This window comes from Streptomyces sp. NRRL F-5122 (assembly GCF_001507435.1).
GTDB lineage: Bacteria > Actinomycetota > Actinomycetes > Streptomycetales > Streptomycetaceae > Streptomyces > Streptomyces lannensis.
On the sequence record NZ_LMWH01000302.1, the window covers coordinates 84,815 to 108,970 of the forward strand.

Consider the following 24,156-nt stretch of genomic DNA (forward strand, 5'->3'; position numbering starts at 1 on the left):
GGCTGAAAGCCCCACATCGGCCCGTGAATCCGCCGCCAGCGGACTCCCAGGCCGATCCTGTCCGACCGTCGATTGCAGAGCCCGGCAGGGTCATCTGAGCCTCCAGCGCTGGTGTCCCACCTTTCCAGACACTCAGTCAGCGCCCGTGCCGCTGCTCACCCAGTCCCGGGCCGCTTTCCACTCCGCCCCGTGCTCGTCGACCACCCGCCGAACGTGGGCCGCCTCCACGTCCAGCCGCTTTGCCGATCCACCGCACCAACTCATCCATCCGACGCCTCTCCGGCCTTCGGTCGCGCTGTCCCCGACCCCTTGTGGTCGCGGAACACGTCCTGCAACGACCCCCTAACCTCGATCTTGCGTGAGGGTCCGTCGACGGAGTTGGCGGGTCTTTCCGCTTTCCGGGGCGGGTGGTGAGCAGGCCGGTGACCCGACTGTCGCGTCGGGTGGGCGCCGGGTTCCACTGCCCGGGGTCGGGTGGCTCTGTCGTCGGGACGGGAAGTTGCTGGTCAGCCTGGGCTGGGCAGGAGCGCGAGTCGTTCGAGGGCGGTGGTGATCTCATTTGTCCAGGGCCAGTGTTGGGTGAGGCGGAGGATCCAGCGGCGGCCGGTGGTGACGAGCTGGGCGGCCGCGGTGAACAGGCGGAACCGCAGCCGGCGGGGTTCCCAGAGCCGGGCCTTGCCGGTCAGGGCGAGCATGGGCATCCAGGCCAGCAGGTCGAGTGCGATCTGGACGATCTCCAGCCAGACCCTGTTCTGCGCGGTGTGGTGCAGGGGCAGGTTGCGCAGGCCGGTGGACCGGGCGGCGCGGATCCGGTCCTCCGCCCTGGCCCGCAGCCGGTGACGGAGCTCCAGCTCGGCGATCGGCCGGCCGGTGGTATTGGTGGCGAAGCATGTGATCCGCATGCCGTCCGCGTCGGTGATTCTCAACTGGGCGCCGGGATGGGGTCGTTCCTTGCGGACGATCAGCCGCATGCCGCCGGGCCAGCCGTCCAGCAGCCTGCCCGTGAGCTCGGCAACCCAGGCCCCCTCGCGGACCTGGCCGTCGGCCTCGACTGCGGGCGTCCAGGCCGGGCCCGGGATCTTCAGCACATGCTGGTGGATCGCCTCCGTGATCACCATACCGACCGAGTAGGACAGCCATCGGCCTCGCTTCGCCAGCCAGGACACGAAGTCGTGGGTGCCGCCGGCGGAGTCCGTGCGGATCAGCGTCCGCCGCCCTCGCCGGTACTTCTTCGGCAGTTGAGCCAGGGCCAGTTGGGCGGTGGCGATGTGGTCGGCGGCCGTGTTCGAGCCCGCGTTGCCCGGTCTGAGGAGAGCGGCGACCGGCTCTCCGGTCCCGCTCGGGCCGTGATCCACGAAGGCCGTCAGGGGGTGATGGCCGTAGGTCTTCTTCCAGGTTGCGGCCGCGTCCTCCTTGTCGGAGTGCGCGATCACCAGGACGCCGCCCATGTCGGGCCGGGTGACCTGCCCAGATCTGCCCTCTAGGGCGGTGACGGCATCGCGTCATATGACGCCGAAGAACCTTTCGCAGGAACGACGTGCCTGGGCTGGCGCGCTACTCGCACATCACCGCGCGGATGAGGAATCGACTCATGGGCGAACTGACCGAGCAGTGGGAGGAGTCGTTGGATGCGCGGTTGGCCATGCATCCTCGGTCCCCGGTGGGTGCGCTGGATGCCTTGCTGAGCGCGCGCCAGGGGTGACGTTCGGGAGCGGAATTCCTTGATCCACTCCCGTTTACTCCCCAGAAGCCCCGAGGAACGAGTCAGGGCCTGTCTTCCGTGAAGGAAGACAGGCCCTGACCTGGTATTTCGGCTGTCGGGGTGGCGGGATTTGAACCCACGACCTCTTCGTCCCGAATAAGGTCCGGGCAAGATCCACACCTGACCTATTTAGTGTCTACGCAGGTCAGGCCATTGGTGGGGCGTGGCATCCCTGGGTGTTTGGGGGCGCACTGGGAGAAGATCATCTCCCAGTTTTCTCCCAGCACCTGGAGGTTAGTCCCACTTGCTGGGAGCGGCGAACGCTTCGGCCAGTCGCTCGTGGTGAGCCTGGAGTAGATCCGCCACAATTCTGACCCACTGGCGCGGCCGGAGAACTCCATTGTCTCGATCGCGAAGTTGATGGGCGTCCTCAGGGTCACCATCTACTAGAACGTGTCAGAACTGCTGGCGGGCTGGGGTTCCCTGATGCTGAGCGGTCTCGCGCAGTCCTGTCGGATTCGCGTGACGACAGCGGCACCACAGGCCGGGACTGAATGTAACCGCCAAACATAGTTGAACTCTACCTAGGGCTAGGTAGAGTTGGAGCATGGGTAACAGATCCGCCCCGCAACCTCGGATGACACTGCAGACACAACTGGTGCTCCGGGCACTGCTGGAGAAGCCGTCCGAGGAGCTGTATGGGCTGGAGGTCTGCGCCAAGGCGGAGCTGCCATCCGGCACCATTCATCCGATCCTGGCCCGGCTTGAGAGCGCTGGGTGGCTGGATTCACGTTGGGAGGACGTCGATCCGCACGAGCAGGGTCGGCCGCGCCGCCGCTACTACCGCCTCAATCCTGATGGTGCCGCGCGAGCTCGTGACGCGCTCGCCCAAGCCACCGCATCCAGGAACGCACTGCGCGCCCTACGCCCCGGCATTGCCGGAGGTGCAAGCGCATGATCCGCACAATCTGGCGCAACTCCCGCGGCCTGGCGGCCGCAAGCCAACACACGCCTGATGCTCACCTGTCTCCGACAGGATTGGCTGCTCCGCACACATCTGGGATGGGGGAGCGCCCCCAATTCCAGATGTTCGTAGCACTCCTACCCCTGGTATTTGGCACGGCCATGTATTTGGCAGCTCATCAGATCTACATGCTGCTGTTCTGCCTCATGACTCCTGTGATGCTGCTTGGAGACTGGGTCACCCGGGTTCGGGAGGGCCAGAGGAGAGAGTTCGCTGAAGCAACAAAGGCCTCGACGGAGCTAGAGGAGCCAGCAACGGCCCGCAACCAGGTGAGTCCGGTCGCGCGATGGCTCACTGGGCTTGGCTCGTGTGTGCTGCCGGCGGGGATTCGCGCACGCTATGTGGAAGAGCAGGATAGCGAGCTGTGGGTTCTAGCTATTGAGGAACGCGCGTCACGGCGCCGCCAACTCGCCCACGCCCTGCGCGTGCTGTGCCGTCTGTGGGCGACGCGACGAGCGTTCCTGTACGAGCGACGCCGAACCGCGGGCGGGGGCTGAGAGGCAGTGCGTCCAGAACCAGTGGCTGCCCTAGGTTCTCCTCTTGCAGCCGTCCTCCAAGCTGGGATGATGCCATGGCCTGCAGCCCTGGCCCTGGCCCTATCCGGCCCGGCGGCTTATGCCTTGCACCGATGCTGGGCGTACCGACTCAGCCGGCGAGCACTCGAACGCGTCCCGGACAAGGACGTCGCCACCGTTCTCACCTGCTACACCGGTCAGCCTTCCTTGCCGCGGCAATGGCGCCGCGAGCGCCGCGATTCCAACGCTCAGCGGGGATAGGACTGGGACTCCTGGACTGCGCTGTCACAAAAATCGGCACTCTGAAGCCGCAGAGTGCTCGCTGCCCTCGGCTGTCACCTTTGGGTCCCCGTCCGGTCTGTGTGGCCCGGGAGCTCACTGAGCCTCCGAGCGACACTATGCCGGGTCGGTCAAGCGGCCACAGCATGCGCCGCGGACACGTCCGCCATCTGCATGGCTCGGCACCCCGCGGCACATCATCGAGGCCCAGTGCCGCTACGTGCCCGACTCCAAGGCGCTGGCCCGCTACCTCGACGAAAAGGTGCCTTGGGCCGACAACCCAACCGTGGCCATGCGTCGGGACCGTGACGGAGATCACTCCGGAGAGGGCCGGACGGGGTTGCGGAGCTAACCCCCCGCTCCTTCAAGGTCGCTGCAGCTCGCCAACCGGCGGGCCGCACCGACCCTTTCCGGAGGTCCGCATGTCTCCCGCGCCCGAACGGGGCAGCCGATGACCGTACAGATCGCCCCCCAAGCTGTGATGATCCTCGTCATCGGCTGCATCGTCGGGCTCGTTGTCTACAGACACACTGCTCGGACCCATACCGGTGCCCCGGCCCGGGGAGACCTGGTGGGTGCCATCGGAACGGCGGTGGGCGTCATCACCGTGCTCGCGCTCCTCCTCGGCATGGGAGGCGCCGGCGAGACGGCGCAGGGCCCGACCCCCGGGGCAACGGCTCCGACGAGTTCGGCTCCTCGTCTTCCGTGAAACGCATGACCGCACCACGCTCGTCGTGGCCCTGCAAAGCGCAGCCTTCGCCGTCGGTATCGCGTACAAGCGCCCGCCCCGCGCACCTTGGGACACGTCCCGCGGGGCCGGGGTACCCGGCAACGCCGAAGCCGGTACTTCATCGACGGGGCCATGGGCCGCCGTCATCACTTTGGGCAAGGCGTAGTAGCCGAAGGGCTTTCTACGACCTCTTCGTCCCGAACGGGATGGGGACCCTCGTGACCTCGGTTTATAGTCACTGGCCTACCTGTTCGCCTCCGACGCTGTCCACTACCGTCCGGCTCGGTATTGGTGCGGCCGCACGTTTGCCCCCGGCGACTACGCCTGAGGGCGCCCCGGCCGTGCTCCCCCTGGGAGGGGGTATCGGTAGGCGGTGGCAACGAGTTCCTCACGTCTTGGCAACCAGTCCGTCCAGGTGCGCCAACGTCCGCCATGGCAGCGGAGTTCGTCATCGAGCTCGATCCGATCTATCACTATGAGGCAGGTGGCGATGCCTTCAGCGTGGCGAACCTCTCCTTCGGTGAGGTCGATAGCCTCGCGGGTAGTGGTACTGCCCTTCACTTCTATGTGCGACTCCGTGCCGTCCCTGCGCACGGTGACGTCCCATGGCGAGTGATCACCCACGTCCTCAACCTCATAGCCCAGCGAGCGGTAGTGACCGAGTACGAGACCCATGGCGTAGCGCTCGACGGCCTGTCGCCGCTTGGCGTCGCGCTGCCGGCCGTAACCGGTCGACCTGGCCGGCTTGCGCGACGAAGAGGACGTCAGGTCGGGTACTTCCGGCTCGTAGGGCTCAGAGATTGCGGTCTGGCGCAGCTCCAGAAGCTCAGGGAGCTCGTCTATGAGTGCCCGCGGGAGCTTGGTGAGGTATCCCTGTGCCGCACGAAGTGGCCGGCTGTCCGACAGAGCGAAGGGGAAGTAGAGCGGTCCTTCGACTACCTCGGTGAGGTGATCCCTCAGAGCTCGGACGCTCGGCTCGATCTCCCGTAGGCGTTCCTGTGTGAGTGGGTGCTTCAACCGCCGATAGCCGCTGAGAGGCGCTTGCCAGGCTGCCTCCGGGCCCGATGCGCCCCGCTGCCGGCCGTATGAGCCTCGGCTCTGCCAGGTGATCGTAGATGCGAAGGCATCACTCTGTACGTGGGAGTACCCCACGACTCCGGGACCGTGGTTCTTGTCCCAGTGCAGAACGAGGTCACCGGGGCGCACCTCGCGGACGAGTGCGTAGGACCAGTATTCCTCCCCCCGATCATTGACTTGGGGTGCAAGGAGGTTGGTGCCGATGTCTTCGCGGTTGGTGATCTCCAGCCAGTAGCGTTCGGCTGGATCTTGTCTCCACCATCTATTTACGGGCACGGCCCGCTCCCCCCGAATAGGACTTTGATTGTCAAGCGGATTGGGATGAGCGGCTCAGGAAGGTTTACTCTCTGCATCCGGCTTCTGCTGGCCACTGTCGAATTCGAATTCGCGACTGACATTCTCGAGATTGTAGAAATCGCGCATCTCGACCGAACTTACGACAGTGTATTTATCGAGTGAACCGACCGTGTCTGATTTGCCGACATGACCGAGGACCATTTGAAACAGTGAGCCGCTCTCAGGGTATGGCGGCGCGCTCGGCTGCCGCCATGCTGTCGCAAACTCGGTTAGCAGCGCGTCAATTGCAGGTGGTCTGGCATAGTTGTTGGGTGTGTAGCTCGCGACCAGAGCGAAGACATTATCGGCGAAGCGTCGCCAACTGACTGGAGTCAAATTTGACGCGATGACTCCATCAGCAATTAGTTCTTGGAAGCGCTCTACGATCGAGTCTTTCGCAGCAATCTCGGGCCACTCTGACTCCGGAACTGCGCCAGAAACCTGATCGAACGCTCCAATGATCATTTCAATTTGCTCAACTGCAGCCTTTAGCTGCGCAGCGAGCCGTTGTTTTTTCCAGTCAACTCGGTCGCCCTTGTAGACTAGATCATGCGTAACCGTTGACCATGCATACTCGAATGCAGTGGCAATCTGAACTTCGAACGTAACGTTTTCGATGCCGGGTGCTCGTTCTGCTGATGCACCTTCCGAAAGGCGCGCATAGTAGCGAGTCGTATCGAATCGGAAAACTTCGGGAGCCTTCTTGGTCGTGCCTCGAGATCTCATGGAAACTCGCGCAAAGCAAGCGTCCAATTTGCGGATAACGCCAGGCTCGTGCGATGTTGTTGGAACTACGATGGTGCACGCATAGAGATCATCGATGTCTGACCACTTGGCAATGCGACCACCTTCTAGTTTTTCGGAGAGCGACTCAACTTGCTTGATACGATCAAAGAAAAGGTAGCCGGATCGGTCGCAATATGTTCGCAGGGTCTGCTCTACGTACTCCGAGACCGCCTTAAGTAGCGGCTCTACCTGGTTATAGGCGTTAGAGACGCTTTGCGGTACCGGCACCCCACACCCCCGTCAGGACATCCTTGACGATACCAATCCGAGTGCGGCGTTGCAGCGCGTCGTTAGATGCCGATCGGGCAGCTTCGAAGTATTGCTTAGCGACGTCGTCATTCGCCCGTCCGTCATCGCTGACTACCACATTCATGAAGCTGACCAGGCGCTCGTTCATTTCCGCCTTACCTGGCAGAGCTCCCTGGCGCGAGAGTTCCAAGATTGCGCCGTAGAGGGAGTAGAAATCCGCTTGATTTTTTAGACGCTTCCCGACACCGGAGAGTAGCTCGGGGTGGATTTCCGACATGGTCCGAATGGTTTCGCGGAACTCTACGTCTACCCTCTGCTGTTCGGACCATTCGTCTTCCCTCGAGCCGTACTCTCTGTCTAGGTCGTCCTGAGAGTATGCTCGCACTCCTTCTTCTGTGAGCAGCAAAAGATTGGTTACGAACTCGACATCTTTCATCTGACGGCGCGACGCTGGCGCAAAGCGGGGGAAGTCTGATGCCAAAACTACCGGAAGGACCTCGGCTAGCTCTTCGCAGGTTCGCGAGAACTGCCCGTTGTATCGAGCGTGACGCAACTCCTGTGGAGTTAGGCGCGCAACGTTTCGGTTGATCCTGTCGAAAATGTTGTTGAGAGTACTGTCGTCTGTTGTGGGAAGATATTCAACGGCGAACTGATAGGACCAAAATTCCTTCCTTTCCTCTTCGGACAATTGATTGAAGAAGAGACCCCGAGCGCGCTTAATTGCGCTCTTTTCGCTGACAGGGAATTGATTCGAGGTGAACTCGAAAATTGCACTCAGCCTCTGCTTGCCATCAACGACAGAGTAGGTCGCAATCCCGTCAGCCGACATGTTCTCGTAAATGAAGATCGCCGGGGCTGGGTACTGGAGCATTAGCGTTTCGATGAAGTAGTCCTTATAGGACTGATTCCAAACGCTTCTGCGTTGGTAGGGAGGGTCAAGCTCTAGCAGCTCTCGGGCCCAAAGATCACGAAACCATGCGACGGTTTGGGTGGTCTGTCGGCGCTCACGGGGCATTGGGGTTCCTTGTGGACGAGCCAATCCGGCCGCGCGGCGTTAGGCAACCGGCGGTAGGCAGTAGGCAGATGCTAGAGGGACTCTATCGTCGTAGTAACCCGAACGGTTGGGATACGGATGATAAGCCTGGGTGCCGCGTCCATCGGGTGGTTTCAGCGCGGCGGATCAGCGCGGAAGAGACCCCGGCTTCGTCTGACCCAACGCTTGAAGCCGTGCGAGGTAGTCCTGTGCCCGCCGTGACGCCCAGCGTGACGCGTGCTTCCGTGTTGCGCATTGGCGACCGTTCGGTGCCGTCGAAGTCCGTTCCTGCTCTCAGCACCTCTGCCGCCGCTTTGGGACCACCCATCTGTCGCGTAACGTCGGCGTGTGCTGGCACTCTTTGACCTCGACAACACGTTGATTGACCGACGTGAGGGACTGATGGACTGGGCTCGTGGGTTCGCCCGGTCGCGAGGCCTGCCCGCGGGAGCGGAGTCCGCTATCTGCGAGCGACTACGAGAGCGGGCTTACCCGGCGGACTTCGTGCATCTGCGGGTGGTGCTCGGACTGAACGACGATCCGGGCGACTTGTGGCGCGAGTACGTCGAAGGCGTCGCGCTGTCGGTGCGTTGCTTTCCGGGGGTGCGAGAAGGCCTTGAAGCACTGCAGGGTGCGGGGTGGAGCCTCGGCATCGCGACGAACGGCGCGGGGGACATTCAGCGGGCCAAGCTCACCGTGACCGGACTGGCGTCTTTCTTCAACGGGATCGCCGTCTCGGAAGAGGTCGGGGTCAGGAAACCTGCGTACGAACACTTCGAGGCTGCCGCAGAGCTGTGTGGTGCCCGGCTTGGTGCCGGCGGGTGGATGGTTGGTGACGGCCCTGAGACGGATATGGAAGGCGGTCGTGTAGCTGGGCTTCGAACGGCATGGGTGGCCAATGGCCGTAGGTGGGCCGAGGGCCCCCGTGAGCCTGACGTTGTGGTGCGAGGCGTGACGGAGGCCATTGAGGTGATCTTGGCGGCGACAGATTAGTGAGGTTCGTCGTCCGTACCGTGGTGTAGCTGTTCGAGTGCGTCGGAGATGCTCATGGATGAATCCCTGTGGCCATCCCATCGGCTCATGACCACGGCCGACGCCTCTGCCAGATCGGCGGGAAGCCCGACTTCCCGCAGGGCGGCGGCAACCTCGAGCATCTCGGGTCCCCAGCGCCATGCTCGCGCAGCCACCTTGGGAATGTAGGCCGTCTCCGCTAGGTAGCTGGTAGTGCGCCCCTGCGCGATGTCGAGTAGCTCTTCCTCGACTCCGTAGTCCTCGGCGAGGGCGTATGAGACCGCGGCGAGGATGCGGCTCGCCTTTTGATAGCTGCTGTACGACAGCTTTAGCGCGGAAGCGCGACCGATGCCGCCGGGCAGGGTGTGCGCCTGTACTGCTGTGCCAGCGAAAAGCGACGCCACGGGCGTGAGCGCGTCCGCCGGTCCAGACAGGTACAGGCGAGCGGACTTCGAGTCGGATGGGGGCGAGCCGATGACAGAGCTGTCGACAACAGTTGCCCCAGTTCGGCCCATGGTGGTGGAGATGCGCGCCATGCTGGCCGGAGAGATGGCGTTGCCGTCCACGTAGATTCCGGTGAACGGGTGTGCCGAGACCTCCACTGCGACGTCTTCTGCGTATGCCGGAGGGCAGATGCTGAGGATGACGTCGGCTCGCTCTGTCAGTTCGCCAAGGCTGCCCACCGCGGTGAGTTCGGACCTCTGGGCCCGTTCCGCGGTCGCGAGGCTGCGGCCGGTCGGGCACCACAGAACCTCGGCTCCGTTGAGCCTCGCCTGTGCTGCCACTGCGGCGCCCATGCTTCCCGGGTGAAGGACCCCAACGACTGTCATCCGACGAGTCCGTGGATGTCGCGCACCTCGGCGGGTGCACCGGTCAACCGTGCTTCATCGATGGCCTGCGCTGCCTGAGCCACGCTGACCAGGTCAGTTCTGATGACGAGCGACCACGGCTCTGCCGTGTGGTCCAAGAGATCCTGCCGGGTCTCGTGCCAGACCTTGAGCCGGGCTTCCAAGCCCGTGTCTCCGCGGTCCTGGCAGCGCTGACGCGTCACATCTTCGGGGCACCACAGGAGCACCCGTACCCAGTTGATGGGGTAGACCGCGACAGCGCGGACTCCGGCCAACTGGCCCATGTGAAGGACGGGGATGTGCCCGGAGTCGACGAGCGAGGAAACCTCGCTGCGGTCGATGGCGTACTCAGCGCCGTACCGGCTGTTGCGGTACAGAACCTCTCCGGCCTGCGCCAGTTCCGCGATGTGCTCGGCCGTCGTGAGCCTGTACCCCGTGGTCCGTCCGGGGCCCGCCTTGAGCCGCCGAAAGAGCGTGAACTCCTGCCGCGATGCGGACAGTTCGGCCGTGATCGTGTCTTTGCCGGACCCCGGAGGGCCGTACAGGATGACGCCCGTAGGTTTCACAGTCCGCCTCCACTCAGTACGTCACGGGCTTCGTCGACCAGGGCCACGGCGGCGCCGAGCCGGTTGTCGACGACGAAGTGCGGGCCTTGCGGGCGCATCTTCAGGTCGAGCCCTACGACGTATTCATCCCAAGCTTCCATCTTCCAAGCATCGCGCGCCGCCCCGCGGAATTCGATGTATTCGCGCATCGATTCCGGGTCGCACTCAACCCATATGGTCGCGACGGAGACGCGCTTTGAACGGCAGCGGTTTTGAAAGCGTTGCATCCACTCGGCCTGGGAGAATTCGGAGATGAACGGGGCGTCGAGGATCGTAGAAATCCCGCAATCCACGTTGTCCCATGCGGCTTCCATGAGGCACCGGTATTCGAGCGGGCGAACCTTTTCCCGGTATAGATCCGAACTCCGGTCGTGCGCCTCTCCGCCCAGTGCGACCAAGAGTTGGTCTACCAGGGGGCGCGTCAGTGAGTCCTTGTCGAGGATGGGCCAACCGGTGAGCCCGCCGAGGAACTTTGCGAACTCCGACTTTCCCGAGCCTGCAAACCCTCCGACCAGGACCACGGTAGGGCCGTCGACACTTCCCCCTGCCGTGTGGCGGCGCCATGCATCCACCACGCGATTGCGCAGCGCCTCACTGTCCACATCGTCGGTACCTTCACGGATACTGCTGAGCGCTTGACGTACTGCGTCTGGTTGGTCAGGGAGCTTTCGCTCGGCGGAAGCGGGCGCCGGCACGGATTCCACAGGGGCATCCTCTCCGGGCAGGGCTTTACGGAAGCCGAGTTGTGCCTCGTTGCGACGATAGAGACGGCAGTACGCCCGGCGGTAATGCGGACCGGGGTATACCGAGCCCTTCTCGTGGCCCCAGATAGTTTTTTGGAAGTTCGCGGCAATATTGAAGCCGTGACGCTCCGCGATTTCGCGGAGTTTTTCCCCGGTGTCTTCCAGGGTGAGTCCTATTTCCTCGCGGTGCATTCGCAGGAGATCGGGTTTCCAGTCTGGGTGCTTCCGAGCCATCTGCCCCTCCTAGATAGCTAGTCGAGCCGGGAGTGTAGCGGTTCGACTAGGTATATGGAAATTCGTGATAGCGCATGTGTAAGCGGATGTATAAAACCGCCAGGATTATCTCAAGTAGCGGGACGTGATACAGGTTTTCGCGCTGTGGCGGTGAACTTGTTCCCACGCCGACACAAGGAGGTTGAGATGCTGCCCGACGCGACCGCACAGGCCCCTTCCCGACCCGCCAAAAGGTCAGTTCTCTTCCAGGGTCACTACGCGTTGGCGCAGCTCACTAACCTCGCTCCGCAGCTTCTCGACTTCCTCGCGCAGTTCGGCCACAGCTCCGGCAGGATCGCTGATCCGGGCGGCGTGGCCGGCGTCGGGTGTCAGGAAGGCTCCCTTGCCCTGGTGGCTCACCGCCAAGCCGTCAGCCTTCAGCTGATTGATGGCGGCGCGGGCGACCGTGACCGTGACGTCGTACATCTCCTGGAGCTGCGCCAAGGACGGGAGCTGTCCGGTGCTGGCGAACTCGCCATCAGCGATGCGTCGCCGAAGGTCATCGGCCACTTGTTGATAGGCGAACTTGCCGGTCCACTCGACCATCTGCACCCCATGTCTCGTCTAGGTCTCTGCCTCATAGTGCCTAAGCCGCAGAGGTAGAACCAGCGTCCCACGCTGCCTGTTCCGCGAGGGGACTTGACGCACTCTGCCTCACAGTGCACTCTGAGGCAGAGTTGCTAGAACGGCTCACCCGAAAGGGCAGAGCGTTTGAACGACCTGCTTGACCTGCACGAACAGCGTCCGGATGTATCGCCCGGAGCAATCGCTGTGAAGAACTCAACAGAGTGCCGACCCAGCCGCATGAACACGTGCGGTCGATGGGTGCGGGTCACCATCCCGACCTCCCATGTTGGGCCGGGTGACCTGCCCGGATCCGCCCTCCAGGGCGGTGACTGGCACTGCGTGATCTTGCATCCGCAGAACCTTCCGCGGCAGTTGCCGCGCTTCCACTCTCAGCCCTTCCGCCGGGACGGGCGCCGTCTCACCACAAGCCTGCGCCCGTCCCGGCTTCCTTCCGTCCCTCCACCATCAGGAGTGCACTGTGCGTACCTACATCGGCGGTCATCAGGCCGTCTCTGTCGACGACTTCGCCGAACTGGCCCTGGGCACCCCGGTCGAGCTGTGGCTCGGGGTCGAGGGCGAGACGGACGAAGAGCGCGCCGCCCGCGAGGACGCAGGCCGCGACATCCTCGCGGACCACCCCGACATGCCCGACGACCTGATCCGCATCGCGGCCGGGGTCGTCGAGATGCACCCGGAACTGTTCGACATCGTCCCCCTGGTCCGCCCCACCCGCCGCCGCACGCCCCGCCGGGGGGTGGCGGCATGACGACGCAGGCCATCGAGCGTCCCGCCGTGCCGCCGCTGACGCGCCCGGAGATGGGTCTTGCCGGGCTGGGCGCGCTGGCCGCGGCTGGCGTCGGCGCCCTGGGACTGATCTCGTCCTTCGACGCGGTCTCCACTGCCGCGGCACACTGGGGTTTCGGCGCTCCGTGGATGCTGCCGGTCGGCATCGACGTGGCCATTCCGGCGTTCACCGTCGCCAACCTGCTGTTGATCCGGATGGATATGGCGCTTGCGTGGGTGCGGTTCGTGCCCTGGGCGCTCACGCTGATCACGTGCGGGCTGAACATCGCGGCCGGGCATTCCCTGTCGGCCAAGCTCGCGCACGGCACGATGCCCCTGCTGTGGGTGGTGTTCTCCGAGATCGGCGCCCACGTTTACGCCGTACGGATCGGTGCCGCGACCGGCCGGCGGATGGAGAAGATCCGGTTCTCCCGCTGGATGCTCGCCCCGCTGTCGACGTTCGCGTTGTGGCGTCGGATGACGCTGTGGGAGGTCACCTCCTACGCCGACGCCCTCGCCCGTGAGCGGGAACGGCTGTTGGCCCGCGCGGACCTGCGTGAGCGCTACGGCCGTGCATGGCGGCGCAAGACCCCTCGCCGTGAACGCGTGCTTCTGCACCTGGGAGAACTGAACCCCGCTGGGACCGCGGTGGAGTTCGCCCCCGCCACCAACCCGGCCCCGGCCCCGGCCCCGGAAGAGCCCACCTCTTCGGCGCCCAAGCCGCCGCGGAAGCGGCCCGCCAAGAGCAAGGCCAAGGCAGCGCCGCGCACCGTGGCCGACCTGCTCACCGAGGCGCGCACGGTCACGGCCGACTGGACCGACACCGCGATCAACGCCGAAGCGCTCCGTAAGGCCCTGCACTGCGGTTCCGGTCCCGCCCGGCAGGTGCGTGACGCCCTGCTCGCCGAACGCGCCGATGGCCGCACGCTGCACCCCATCGACCGGACCGCGGCCGACGCAGGCGACGGGGTGGCCGCATGAACACGCTCGCCACGATCCTGCTGTCCGCGCTGCCTCTGGCCGCCGGTTGGGCGGTGCACGTGCGGTGGCTCGGCCGCTGCCTAAACACCGCCCGGCGCGACCCGCTCACCGGGTTACGCACCCGCGACGGCTTCACCCAACGCGCCACGGGCCTGCTCAAGGACCCGCGCGCGGTCGTCGTGCTCGCCGACGTCGACAAGTTCAAGCACATCAACGACACCTTCGGCCACGCGGCCGGGGACGCTCTGCTGAAGGCGACCGCCGACCGGCTCGCCCACCACGTCGGCCGATCCGGGGTCGCCGGGCGGCTCGGGGGCGATGAGTTCGCCGCCGTCCTCATCGACGACAACGGCACCGCCGGCGACATGCTCGCCGTCCTGCACGGCGCGCTCGCCCGCCCCGTCGACGGCCAGGACCCTGCCGTACACACCACCGTCTCGCTCGGCTGGGTGCGCGCCGCGGACTTCCCCGACAACGACCTGTCCGGCCTGCTCCGGCGGGCCGATGAAGCCATGTACGCGGCCAAGCAAGCCCGCACCGGCACTCGCCGGGCGGGGCTCGGCAGGCTGTTCGCCACCCTCGCCGGCCGCCGCGCCGGACGCGCCGGCGCCCGCGCCGATGTGCCGGTTGTAGGAGTGGCGGCCTGATGTCCGCCTACACCAAGTGCTTCGACCCGACCGGAGCCCGATTCGGTATCCCCACCTTCCCGTGGCGGTTCGCCCCCGACGGCTACGCCACCCGCCGACAACTCAGGGCGGCCGGCCTGCGGCCGGGCGGACAGCCGGTCGCCGCACAGGTGATGCGCCGCCACCGGGGCCGCAAGTCGGGCGTGCAGGTCGCCTACCTCTACCGCGTCGACCGGGCGAAGCCGGTCCGGACGATGACGTCGCGCAAGTGGGGCGCGCTCGCCCTGGCGATGCTCGCCCGCCGCACCTGCCCCACGTGCCAGGTCACCTACAGCTACTGCATCCCGACCTCGCTCGGGACGTGCGTCCCCTGCGCCTACCCCGAGGAACAGCGCGCCGCCTGAACAGCCACGGGGCCCGGTCCCAAACCGACCAAAGCAGCGGCCGGGCCCCGCATCCCTCCCAGAGAGAAGGAACCCTCAGTGAAGCACCCCGACGACGACAACGAACTCTTCAACCGGCTGGAAGCCGAGATGGCCGCCGACTCCGGCGGCGAAGTGGTCGACCTCGACAAGGCCCGCTCGGCCCGCCAGGAGTCGACCGATCCGACCATCCGACCCGGTGCCGACCGGTCGGCCGACTCCGGCCCCGGCGAGTCGGGCAGGGAGTCAGCCGATCCGAACACGACGGTGTTGGTCGACTCGCCGACGCTGAAGGCGGCCGGTCCCGGCTACCTCGGTCGGCTCGCCGCAGCGCAGCGCCGTCCGGTCGTTCCGGCGTGGCTGCGCTCCCTGGCGGAACTGCGCACCGCGTCCGCGTGGGTGGCGCGTCACTACGCCCACACGGCCGGGTATCACGCGCTGCGGGCCCCGGTCTACGCCGCTCGCCTCACCCTCCAAGCCCCCGCAGGGGCCGCGAAGTTCGTGGGCGGCACGATGCGGTGGGTGGCCGACCGTGAGGGCGAGCCTGTCCGACTCGCCGCGGTGCGGCGCGAGGATGCAGCCGAGTATCTGAAGCTGTCGCGGCAGCGCGACGGCCGGGTCCGACTGCGCACCCTCGTCGCCGTGCTGGGGATGTTCGTCGGGCTGGCGACTGCGCTCGCCATCTACGTACTCGCCCCCGGCTGGCTGCAAGCCCTGTCGGTGAGCGCGCTGGTGATGGCGCTCGGTGCCGCCGGGCGCAGGGCCGATGCCCCTGTCATCCACAGGGCTGTGGAAATGCCGAAGGCGACCAAGCTCACCAGTGACATCGTGCTGCGGGCGCTCGGCTCCCTCGGTATCCCGGCCATCAATCAGGCGCAGGCCAAGGGCCGGGACGGGTTCGAGTTCACCGCCCCGATCACCCGCGACGGCCCCGGCTGGCGCGCGCAAGGCAACCTGCCCTTCGGCGTGACGGTCACGGACATCATCGAGCGCCGTGAGCGTCTCGCTTCCGGTCTGCGCCGGCCTCTGGGCTGCGTGTGGCCCGAGGCGGTGGCCGAAGAGCACACCGGGCACCTGGTGCTGTGGGTCGGTGACCAGGACTTGTCCAAGGCGAAGAAGCCCGCGTGGCCGCTGGCCAAGGCTGGCACGGTGGACCTGTTCAAGCCCGTCGCCTACGGTACGGACCAGCGCGGACGCTGGGTCGAGGTCACCTTGATGTACATCGCCGGGGTGATCGGCGCGATCCCGCGCATGGGCAAGACGTTCCTGCTCAGGCTCCTGCTTCTCATGGCCGCGCTGGATCCGCGGGCGGAGCTGCACACCTACGACATGAAGGGCACCGGCGACCTCGATCCGGTGGGCGATGCGGTCTCGCACCGGCATGCGGCCGGCGACGACGACGAGGCCATCCAGTACGCGCTTGCCGACTGGCGGGCGCTGCGCGAGGAACTGCGCCGCCGTACCAAGGTGATCCGCTCACTGCCGCGGGACATCTGCCCCGAGTCCAAGGTCACGTCCGCGCTCGCTGACAAGGGGTCGTTGGGGCTGCACCCGATCGTGGTCGGGGTGGATGAGTGCCAGGTGCTGTTCGAGCACCCCGAGCACGGCAAGGAGTTCGAGGAGATCGCGACCGACCTGGTCAAGCGCGGTCCGGCCACCGGCATCGTGATGCTGCTGGCCACCCAGCGCCCGGACGCCAAGTCGCTGCCCACCGGCATCAGCGCGAACGCCTCCACCAGGTGGTGTCTGAAGGTCATGGGCCAGACGGAGAACGACATGGTGCTCGGCACCTCCGCCTACAAGCGCGGGGTGCGGGCGACCATGTTCGCCTGGGGTGACAAGGGCATCCACTACTTCGTGGGCGAGGGCGCCGACGCCCGGATCGTCTACGGCACCTTCGTGGACGCCCCCGGCGCCGCAGCCATCGCCGCCCGCGCCCGCAAGGCCCGCGAAAAGGCCGGGCTCCTGTCCGGGCACGCGCTCGGGGAGGCCCCGGAGACAGTGACCGGGCCGTCCTACGACCTGCTCGCCGACATCCTCGCCGTCGTCCCCGCCGCGCAAGCCAAGGAATGGTCCGAGACCATCACAGCCCGGCTCGCCGAACTGCGCCTCGACGTCTACGACGGCTGGGACCCTGACGCGCTCGCCGCCGCCCTCAAGCCGCACGGCATCACCACCATCCAGGTGGGCCGCCGCGTCAACGGCAAAGTCGTCAACCGGCGCGGTATCGACCGCTCCCACATCGCCGCCGCGATCGCGGAGCGTGACGGGAACCGGGGCGCGAGCTGACCCGCCAGGGCGCTAACGATAGCGGCACGCCCCGCTAACGTTAGCGCCCCCGCTAGCGCCCGAGACCCTCGTTGATCAGGCCGCTAGCGGATAGCGGCCCACCTGCGGAAGCCCCTTGAAACCGCCCCGGAGGGCCCCCGATGACCCCATCCTCCTTGCTATCGCATGCCTGCTCACGGTCACGCTCGGTTACCTCGGGTTGTGTGTGGCCTCGCCGTTCGGCGACTGCTGGTGGAGCCCTTCCGCCAGCGCATCCACGAGAAGGAAGGACATGAGCTGCGGGACCGGCTTGCCGCGTGGGCACAGACCGTCCGCCACGTGGTCGACGGCGTGTTCCCGAGGCTTCCGGAGGGCATCAGCGACCGGCCCGCGGATGTATGGGAGCCCCTGCTTGCCGTGGCAGACGCGGCGGGCGGCGCGTGGCCGGAGAGGGCCCGCGAGGCCTGCATCGAGCTGGTGAACGCGGCGAAAACCAGCGACAAGGGCAGCATCGGCATCCGGCTGTTGACCGACCTGCGGGACTACGTGTTCAACGGCATCGACCGCCTGCCCACCGTTGCCATCCTCGACAGGCTCCACAGCCTCGAAGAGGCACCGTGGGCGGACATGAGCGGCAAGCCACTCGACGCACGCGGACTATCACGGATGCTGCGCGAGTACATGACCGCGGACAACACCCCCATCGCAGCCCGCAACATCAAGGCAGGCGGGAGCGTGATGAAGGGCTACTACGCAACGGATCTGAACGACGCGTGGCAGCGCTACTGCCCACCCCCCTCTGAAAGTCCGCTACTTCCGCTACCGCCGCTACCGGGCAGGTCAGAGCCCTAAAACCGGTAGCGGATCGGTACACCGCATCCGCTACCGCGCCGCTCCATCCGCTACCTGCCCCCGCCCGCGATTCTGTGCCGGTAGCGGCTCTATCCGCTACCGCTAACCCGATCCGCTACCTCGATCATGCCCCTGACCACGGCGGTAGCGGAGGTAGCGGAAGTAGCGGACCTGACAGGAAGGGGGCCACCGCCCCCGTCCTGCCTGCTCGACTCCAAGAAGGAGAAGCCATGAACTCGGGTCAGAAGAATGATGCGCTTCCGCCGACGTACTCACCTGCCCAAGTCGCTGAGGCGCTTGACTGCTCGGAGTGGTGGGTGAAGGAACAGGCGCGCCGTCGCCGCATCCCTTTCATACGTAGCGGCAGCGGCTATCGCTTCACGCGGACACACGTGGAGGACATCTTTCACATCCTTGAGGAGCGTCCGGACCAGGTGAATACCTCCGAGAACAAGGTCACTTCGGCGCGCCGTCGGAAAGGCGTCTCCTTCGACGCTCCTGCGGTGCAACTCAGGGCGCGACGTCCGCGACGTGCTCGGAACGCAGCCTGACAACGAGATGACGAGACGGGCGGGAGCCGAACCACCGGCTCCCGCCCGTCGCTTGTGATGAGAGGAAGCATGGGGTACGTCGAGAACCGCGGCACGTACTGGCGTGGCCGCTACAAGATCTCGCCGCGTAAGTACGGAACAGTGGCCGACGAGAACGGCAACGCCATCCGTTTCCGTACCAAGCGCGAAGCTAAGAAGGCCGCTGATGCCGAAGAAGCTAAGGTGCGAGGCGGCACATGGAAGGATCCGGCGGCCGGACAGATCACTTTTGGCGAGTACGCCTCACGGTGGTACGTGGCGCAAGATCTGGCCGCGTCCACGATGCAGAACTATCGCCGTCACCTGGAAGAACATCTACTTCCGGAGTTCGAGGACCGCTCGCTTGCGTCGATCCAACGAGTGGACGTCGACGTGTGGGAGAAGAAGGAAAAGGCGCTGTACGCCGCATCGAGCGTGAAGACGTGGCGCGGCACGCTTCACCTGGTCCTGGAAGACGCGGTGGACGAGGAACTCATCAGCTCCAACCCCGCTACGAAGCGCCGTGGCAGGGGGAAACGCGCCGGACGCTCGCGTGACCGCGGGCCGGAAAAGGTCGTCACGGATCCGCTCGGTATCCTGCTGTGCGCCGAGCGTGCGTCGCTACTCTCCGGGCGCGATAACGAGTTCGTAGCGCTTGTCACCAAGGGCTACACGGGGATGCGGTGGGCCGAAATCGTGGGCCTGGAGTCGGAGTTCATCCGCCCCTCAGCCGTGCGCGTGGAATGGCAGCTTTACGAACTCGACTCCGGAGAGTTCGAGCGCTGCCCGCCCAAGGACGACAGCTACCGCACCATCGACGCCCCGGCGTGGCTCGCTCGCCTGTGGACCGGGCACATAGCACGTACGCAGCCGAAGCCATGCACGTGCCACGGCAAGACGTACGTGTTCCGAGGACAGGGAGTGTCCCGTACCGGGGAGACCGGAGCGAAGGTGGTGGACGTGGCGCGACGCGCTGGCGTCTCCACCGGCACAGTGTCCAACGTCCTCAACCGGCCGGACGCCGTAGCCGAAGCCACCAAGGCGCGCGTTCGTGAGGCGATCGAGGCTCTCGGGTTCACCCGCGGCGGAGGCGCCGTCGACCAGGCGGAGCACTGGCGCCGGAACGGGTTCGCCACGTGGCTGTTCACGCCGGCCGCTTCCGGCTGGTACCCGAAGAAGGCTCCGCAGGAGGCGCGTCCCGTACCCGTGCTCGCCGAACCATGGCCCGGTGTGCCAGCGCGGGGGAGAGGCGCCCAAGCGCGGGCGGACTCCTGCTGGTTGCCGATTGCTAAGGGGCTCACGCCTCACGGGCTGCGCCACACGCACAAGACGCGCATGGAGGGATTCCGCACTCCGCCGAAGCTGATGGATGAGCGCATGGGGCACGTTGACGGCTCGGTGCAGTCACGCTATTCGCACATCACCCGAGAAATGCGTGCGGAGCTCTTGGCTCACCTCACCGCCGAGTGGGAGGCATCCCTCGATGCCCGGCTCGCGATATGTCCCACGTCACCGGTTGCGGTGTTCAACGATCTCTTGCGGGAGCGTCTCAGGGCGCGGCGGTAGACGCCATCTGAGAGCACGATCCCAAGATCTTCTCTCGGATTTCTCCGGAGGGGTCCCACACAACGAATCAGGGCCGGTGTGCGAATACACACACCGGCCCTGAAATACCCCTCTGCCGGGGTGGCGGGATTTGAACCCACGGCCTCTTCGTCCCAAACGCGCTCAGCCTTGTAGTGGCCTTTGCGTTCCGGAAGTGTCTTGGTCGGGCTGCTCAGTTTGGCCCCCTGCTTGATCCCCCTCTTCGTCTCCCGCGGGGCCTCTGGCTTGGTTCTGCTGGGACGGGTAGGCGAGTACGCCTGAGCTGGTCATGAGTAGCTCACGTGCGCGTGCGCTGGACAGGCGAGCTTCCCTGACATCCCTCGCGAGTCTAAAGAGATCGCGCGTGTCAACCACGAGGCCATTCTCTTCGGCGAATACCTCGATGTCGTCGGTTGCGCCAGAGAGGACGGCAGGTCTGCTGCTCGGGCTAGCCCTTAGGTTGTGATTGACCACGTACCAGCGAGCGGAAGGCGCCGTGCCGTGCCCCCGTTCATAGTGGCGCACGGCTCTTTCAATCCGCTGAAGATCGCTGGTTTTTGCTCCTTTTGCGTATCCGCGTACCTCCGCCAAGCAAACCCAGTCCTCATGAGTTATTTTGAGGTCCTCAAGGAGGTAGGCTCCCTCTCCTTTCTGTTCGTCGGAGTCGATAACTGTGAAGCCGATGTCTGATAGGGTCGATTCCACTGCGTCGACTAGTTGCTTACCCTGAGCTGTCAGAAGCAATCTCGTCGTAGAGTTCGCCGCTTCGGTGGCGCTTGCGATCTCTCGCTTGAGGACATTTGACTGTCGTGTCCTCCGTGAAACTATCTCCTCGGTCTCCCTGTCATGAGCCTTCAGGGCTTGCATGGCGGAGATTTCTTCAGCTGTGATCCAGTCGGGCGACGTGGTCCAGTCTTCTGTGCCGTTGGGGAACCTTAGGGGTGCAACTTTGTTCCACCTTGCGTAGAGGGCTGAGCGCCAGGTAGCTAGGCCGGGGGTGCCGCGAGGAAACCACCAAAATTCGCTTCCCTTACCTTCTGGTCTCCTCCACCATCCGACGCACGCAGAACCGTCTTTCTCGCGAATGATCGGAGTGACGTCAGCATTCGACCAATGACCCGAAAAACCGCTACGAAGCAAGGCGTGCGGCCGCTTGTTTCTGATCAGCTCGGCCAACTCGCGCAGTTCTGCAGTGGAAACGCCCTCAGGGGCGCTTTCCGTTTCGATCGTGAGGAGTGTAGAATTTCCCGAGGTGTGAACCAGGTACTGTTTAGTTCCCCAGCCATCAGTCACTCCGGATCCGCCAATTTTCATCACCATGAGATGTGTTGCAGGCGTTGCTGGCAGATTGCCAAAGACGATGGCGGCATCAAAATTTTCCTGTCGGACGTTAGAAATATGATCGACATGTTCTACCGTGCCTGGGATGGACTCGATTAGCTCTTTTTCGCTATTTGTAGCTGTCTTGCCTATTACGAAAGTCCAAGGCCGCGGCGACTCGCCGTAGATTTCCCCCATGTGCCCTCCCCTGCCGCTACTTTGGCCTTATTGTGACAGCGTGAGATCGCTGGTGCAGCCGTTTTTTGAACATCGCCGCAGACAGGTCATCTGGACAGGAAGTCGGGCTCTCGTTCGGATACCGAGCGAAGTCCTGTGCCGCTGGCTCGGTGCTGTACCGGCCCGCACCTCCGCGGCCAATTCCCGGCTGGTCATGATCAGCGGCGGCAGGGACAGACGGTCTCGTTCGAGGGCGCGTTCCCCCGTCGTGAGCTCCTGTTCCAAGTCCTTGTCCCGCACCGCCGTGACGGCGACCAGCTATCCCGAGCTGGTTACTGCAGAAGAATCTCTTCCGGGCGACGGTTAGTAACAACGCTCGCACGGCTGCTGAGGACACGCTCAATGCATGCGGCCAGGTCGCCCCCGTGGTCATCGCGGGCCATGCTGCGTAGTTCTGCGACGAGGCTCATACCGTTGATGAGGATGATCGGGTATTGATCCTCCACCATCTCTGTCTGTGCGGGTTCCGAGTAGGCACCTGTAGTTACATAGACGCCGATCCATCCGCGCCGGAGCCGAGCAACAACCCGAGCGATCTGCTCGGCCGTGATGAGGGTGTCGGGTCTGACGCACTTGGCCTGCCCGAGGACAACAAGACTTGTGCCAGCCAAGCCGGTACCAAGGTCGAGGCGTCCTACGAAATCAGCTCCGCCGTCACCTGACCGGCGCGTCAGCCAGCCTTCGACGTAGCCATGCCCAGCCCCGCGCAGCAGCCGGGCGGCCACCGCAGCGGCTACCGCCTCGAAATCGTGTTTGCGGCCGTCGAAGTACCTGTAGACCAGTTCGAGATCCGCGGCACCGCTACCACCGAGCTGGGGGCGCTGATCACGCACCTTGGTGACTTGGGCCTGTGCGACTCGTCGGCGAAGTCTGGGGAGGGCCGAGGAGCCGTGCTTGACCCACTCGCGCCATGCTCGCGGTGCCAGTTCGAGGGCTTGGGCGTGGGAAGTGCCTTTGTCTCGGCGGGCTTCGATCCAGTCCCAAGTAACCGCGTCACCCTCTGACGTGAGATCGATGAGGGCGATGTCGTAGACATAGTTCACGAACGTCGTGTGTTCGCGTCCGCCCCACTGCACCAGCCGCTCAGTCCGCTCGACGATGCCCACCCCGCAGAACTCCACATGTCCCTTGGGCTTGCCGTTCTGCGAGACGGCACGGAACAACAGCAGAGGAGCGGCAATTGCCCGCTCTTCGAGTGTATGCCCTTGGTGGCCAGTGAAGGCGTCGAGCAGAGCCGCGTTGCCGGTGGTGGTGCCGGGTGTGGCGCTCAGACCGGCTTTGTGGTCACCGAAGTAGCGGACGTGGCCGTTGTCCATGTCGAATACGTCGTGCCATGGCGTCTGCTCGGTACCAGCCTTCCAGGGGCTGGATCGAATGAGGATCGCCGGCCGGCGGGTGCCATCGGAGGTAGTCACCTTGGCCATGCCGTTGATGCCAGCCTCTAGCAAGGCGCGCTTGTGGACTGGCGAGTTGGTCACGTGGTGGAAGTTTGGGAAGCCATCCAGCGACGCTGGCTTTGGATCTTTGCCACTCGCGTAGCGATACACCTGTCCCACACGTAGCTTCCCGCCCACAGTCAGCTCCCCCCAGCAACGCTGCCCTATCGATCTTCTGTGACAGTAGCGGCAGCACCTCTGACAGGGCGGGGGTGGCCCGCAGTGGGTGACAGGGAAGTGAGCGGTTGCGGGCGCGTCGCGGGGGTTGGCTAGCAGCGAGATTCCAAGATCTTCTCCCAGATTTCTCCCAGGCAGACCCAGGAAACCGCTCAGGGGCCCGACCCGCGATGCGGATCAGGCCCCTGACCTGGTACTTCACTGTCGGGGTGGCGGGATTTGAACCCACGACCTCTTCGTCCCGAACGAAGCGCGCTGCCAAGCTGCGCTACACCCCGATGTCGCTGCTTGTCGCGGCGACGACGTTTACTTTAGCCCACCGGCAGCCGTAGACGAAATCCGGTTTTTCGGCGGTGACGGCGGGTGGGGTCGGGGCGGATGTGGTCCAGGGCGACCAGGAGGACGGCCAGGGCGAAGAACGCCAGACCCAGGAGCAGCGCGTTGGCGAGGACGCTTCGGTAGCCGAGTCGACCCACGTCCAGGAAGGGGTAGAGGTACCGGCCGGGCGTACCCGGAGTGATCAGTTCGCCGCGCACCAGGGATGCGGCCAGGTACGCCATGGGGTACAGCAGCCACGTCCGCGCTTGGCGCAGGGACAGCGGGGCCGGGCGCATGATCAGCAGCCAGTCCAGGAGTACCGCGATCGGCGTCACCGTGTGGATCACGTGGCTCGCGACCGCCGCCCAGACAGTGTGCACGGCGGGTCGGCTCGTCAGGGAGAAAGAGCCCGGCTCGTGCAGCAGGAGCACGTGGTAGACCAGGCCGGCGATCAGCACATAGAACAGCGCGCCCCCGGTCACCAGGGCGGGCAGTGGGCGGCGGGCCGTCGTGCAGCGCCACGCCGACAGGGCGAAGACCACGGCGACGATCACGTTGGCCTGGACAGCGAAATGGCTCAGCACCCGGACCGGACTGCCGATGAGCAGATCGAGGGCCACCGCCGCCGCGGCGACCAGCGCGACCAGCAAACGGTAGGCGGCCGCCATCGGACGATAGGTGGGGGCCACCACGGCCGCAGGAGGAACGAAGGACGGCCGCAGCCTCGGCCTGCTCTGCACCGCCGGCAGGTCGGGGATCTCCTTGGGTATCGGCGAGATCATGCCCTCACGCTAAGTGGATGGGG

The 24,156-nt window shown here is 65.2% G+C and carries 20 protein-coding genes, 1 tRNA gene and 2 pseudogenes; 11 read left to right on the forward strand and 12 right to left on the reverse strand.

Annotated elements, in window-relative coordinates:
* Positions 1-506: 506 nt before the first annotated feature.
* Positions 507-1,502, reverse strand: a pseudogene (locus ADL25_RS43940) (IS1380 family transposase); the annotation flags it as partial.
* 807 nt (positions 1,503-2,309) lie between these two features.
* Here ADL25_RS43940 and ADL25_RS47615 point away from each other — a divergent pair.
* The 3 genes from ADL25_RS47615 (at position 2,310) to ADL25_RS43950 (ending at position 4,229) form a co-directional block, all read left to right on the forward strand.
* On the forward strand, positions 2,310-2,660 hold the full coding sequence (locus ADL25_RS47615; protein ID WP_234381303.1) for a PadR family transcriptional regulator: 351 nt from the start codon (positions 2,310-2,312) through the stop codon (positions 2,658-2,660).
* Positions 2,657-3,223, forward strand: coding sequence for a hypothetical protein (locus ADL25_RS43945; RefSeq protein ID WP_159045158.1), 567 nt, complete (start codon positions 2,657-2,659; stop codon positions 3,221-3,223). The genes ADL25_RS47615 and ADL25_RS43945 overlap by 4 nt, the downstream gene beginning before the upstream one ends.
* Positions 3,224-3,971: 748 nt before the next feature.
* A complete protein-coding gene (locus ADL25_RS43950; protein ID WP_059133576.1) occupies positions 3,972-4,229 on the forward strand; it encodes a hypothetical protein in 258 nt (85 codons plus the stop codon).
* A 339-nt stretch (positions 4,230-4,568) separates the two neighbouring features.
* Here ADL25_RS43950 and ADL25_RS47620 read toward each other — a convergent pair whose 3' ends face one another.
* The 3 genes from ADL25_RS47620 to ADL25_RS47630 are packed head-to-tail and all read right to left on the reverse strand — an operon-like array spanning position 4,569 to position 7,713.
* Positions 4,569-5,603 carry a DUF3883 domain-containing protein gene (locus ADL25_RS47620; RefSeq protein WP_159045159.1) on the reverse strand — a complete coding sequence of 345 codons (1,035 nt, stop codon included), beginning with the start codon at positions 5,601-5,603 and terminating at the stop codon, positions 4,569-4,571.
* A 54-nt stretch (positions 5,604-5,657) separates the two neighbouring features.
* A complete protein-coding gene (locus tag ADL25_RS47625; RefSeq protein ID WP_079051024.1) occupies positions 5,658-6,677 on the reverse strand; it encodes a hypothetical protein in 1,020 nt (339 codons plus the stop codon).
* Positions 6,652-7,713: a DUF262 domain-containing protein gene (locus ADL25_RS47630; RefSeq protein ID WP_079051025.1), complete on the reverse strand. Its 1,062-nt coding sequence runs from the start codon at positions 7,711-7,713 to the stop codon at positions 6,652-6,654. Before ADL25_RS47630 ends, ADL25_RS47625 begins: the two co-directional genes overlap by 26 nt.
* A 366-nt stretch (positions 7,714-8,079) precedes the next feature.
* Here ADL25_RS47630 and ADL25_RS43970 point away from each other — a divergent pair, with 366 nt between their 5' ends.
* Positions 8,080-8,724, forward strand: a complete 645-nt coding sequence (locus ADL25_RS43970; RefSeq protein ID WP_059133580.1) for an HAD family hydrolase — start codon at positions 8,080-8,082, stop codon at positions 8,722-8,724.
* On the opposite strand, the gene ADL25_RS43975 is transcribed toward ADL25_RS43970, so the two are convergent.
* The 4 genes from ADL25_RS43975 to ADL25_RS43990 all read right to left on the reverse strand — a co-directional run bounded on the left by ADL25_RS43975 (position 8,721) and on the right by ADL25_RS43990 (position 11,757).
* Positions 8,721-9,572 carry an NAD(P)-dependent oxidoreductase gene (locus tag ADL25_RS43975; protein WP_059133581.1) on the reverse strand — a complete coding sequence of 284 codons (852 nt, stop codon included), beginning with the start codon at positions 9,570-9,572 and terminating at the stop codon, positions 8,721-8,723. The genes ADL25_RS43970 and ADL25_RS43975 overlap by 4 nt on opposite strands.
* Positions 9,569-10,156, reverse strand: coding sequence for a hypothetical protein (locus ADL25_RS43980; protein ID WP_059133582.1), 588 nt, complete (start codon positions 10,154-10,156; stop codon positions 9,569-9,571). Before ADL25_RS43980 ends, ADL25_RS43975 begins: the two co-directional genes overlap by 4 nt.
* Positions 10,153-11,172, reverse strand: a complete 1,020-nt coding sequence (locus tag ADL25_RS50140; RefSeq protein WP_059133583.1) for an AAA family ATPase — start codon at positions 11,170-11,172, stop codon at positions 10,153-10,155. Before ADL25_RS50140 ends, ADL25_RS43980 begins: the two co-directional genes overlap by 4 nt.
* Before the next feature lie 234 nt (positions 11,173-11,406).
* Entirely contained in the window at positions 11,407-11,757 is a 351-nt protein-coding gene (locus ADL25_RS43990) for a winged helix-turn-helix domain-containing protein (RefSeq protein ID WP_063805873.1), read from the reverse strand.
* 499 nt (positions 11,758-12,256) lie between these two features.
* Here ADL25_RS43990 and ADL25_RS43995 point away from each other — a divergent pair, with 499 nt between their 5' ends.
* The 7 genes and pseudogenes from ADL25_RS43995 to ADL25_RS44025 all read left to right on the forward strand — a co-directional run bounded on the left by ADL25_RS43995 (position 12,257) and on the right by ADL25_RS44025 (position 19,845).
* Positions 12,257-12,544 carry a hypothetical protein gene (locus ADL25_RS43995; RefSeq protein WP_059133585.1) on the forward strand — a complete coding sequence of 96 codons (288 nt, stop codon included), beginning with the start codon at positions 12,257-12,259 and terminating at the stop codon, positions 12,542-12,544.
* A complete protein-coding gene (locus tag ADL25_RS44000) occupies positions 12,541-13,542 on the forward strand; it encodes a DUF2637 domain-containing protein (protein ID WP_059133586.1) in 1,002 nt (333 codons plus the stop codon). Before ADL25_RS43995 ends, ADL25_RS44000 begins: the two co-directional genes overlap by 4 nt.
* Positions 13,539-14,189, forward strand: a complete 651-nt coding sequence (locus tag ADL25_RS44005) for a GGDEF domain-containing protein (protein ID WP_059133587.1) — start codon at positions 13,539-13,541, stop codon at positions 14,187-14,189. The genes ADL25_RS44000 and ADL25_RS44005 overlap by 4 nt, the downstream gene beginning before the upstream one ends.
* Positions 14,189-14,572 carry an RRQRL motif-containing zinc-binding protein gene (locus tag ADL25_RS44010; RefSeq protein WP_059133588.1) on the forward strand — a complete coding sequence of 128 codons (384 nt, stop codon included), beginning with the start codon at positions 14,189-14,191 and terminating at the stop codon, positions 14,570-14,572. The genes ADL25_RS44005 and ADL25_RS44010 overlap by 1 nt, the downstream gene beginning before the upstream one ends.
* A 78-nt stretch (positions 14,573-14,650) precedes the next feature.
* Positions 14,651-16,879, forward strand: a complete 2,229-nt coding sequence (locus ADL25_RS44015; protein WP_199839315.1) for a cell division protein FtsK — start codon at positions 14,651-14,653, stop codon at positions 16,877-16,879.
* A gap of 231 nt (positions 16,880-17,110) precedes the next feature.
* A pseudogene (locus ADL25_RS44020) lies at positions 17,111-17,710 on the forward strand (DUF3631 domain-containing protein); the annotation flags it as partial.
* A 620-nt stretch (positions 17,711-18,330) separates the two neighbouring features.
* Complete coding sequence (locus ADL25_RS44025) at positions 18,331-19,845, forward strand: LacI family DNA-binding transcriptional regulator (RefSeq protein ID WP_059133589.1); 1,515 nt, start codon at positions 18,331-18,333, stop codon at positions 19,843-19,845.
* Positions 19,846-20,007: 162 nt separating this feature from the next.
* Here ADL25_RS44025 and ADL25_RS49560 read toward each other — a convergent pair whose 3' ends face one another.
* The 4 genes from ADL25_RS49560 to ADL25_RS44040 form a co-directional block, all read right to left on the reverse strand.
* Positions 20,008-21,381 (reverse strand): hypothetical protein, encoded by a 1,374-nt coding sequence (locus ADL25_RS49560; RefSeq protein ID WP_159045160.1) that lies wholly within the window; start codon positions 21,379-21,381, stop codon positions 20,008-20,010.
* A 311-nt stretch (positions 21,382-21,692) separates the two neighbouring features.
* On the reverse strand, positions 21,693-22,976 hold the full coding sequence (locus ADL25_RS44030; protein ID WP_234381305.1) for a restriction endonuclease: 1,284 nt from the start codon (positions 22,974-22,976) through the stop codon (positions 21,693-21,695).
* A gap of 261 nt (positions 22,977-23,237) precedes the next feature.
* A tRNA-Pro gene (locus ADL25_RS44035) sits at positions 23,238-23,311 on the reverse strand.
* Positions 23,312-23,344: 33 nt separating this feature from the next.
* Complete coding sequence (locus tag ADL25_RS44040) at positions 23,345-24,133, reverse strand: Pr6Pr family membrane protein (protein ID WP_059133590.1); 789 nt, start codon at positions 24,131-24,133, stop codon at positions 23,345-23,347.
* Positions 24,134-24,156: the final 23 nt, after the last annotated feature.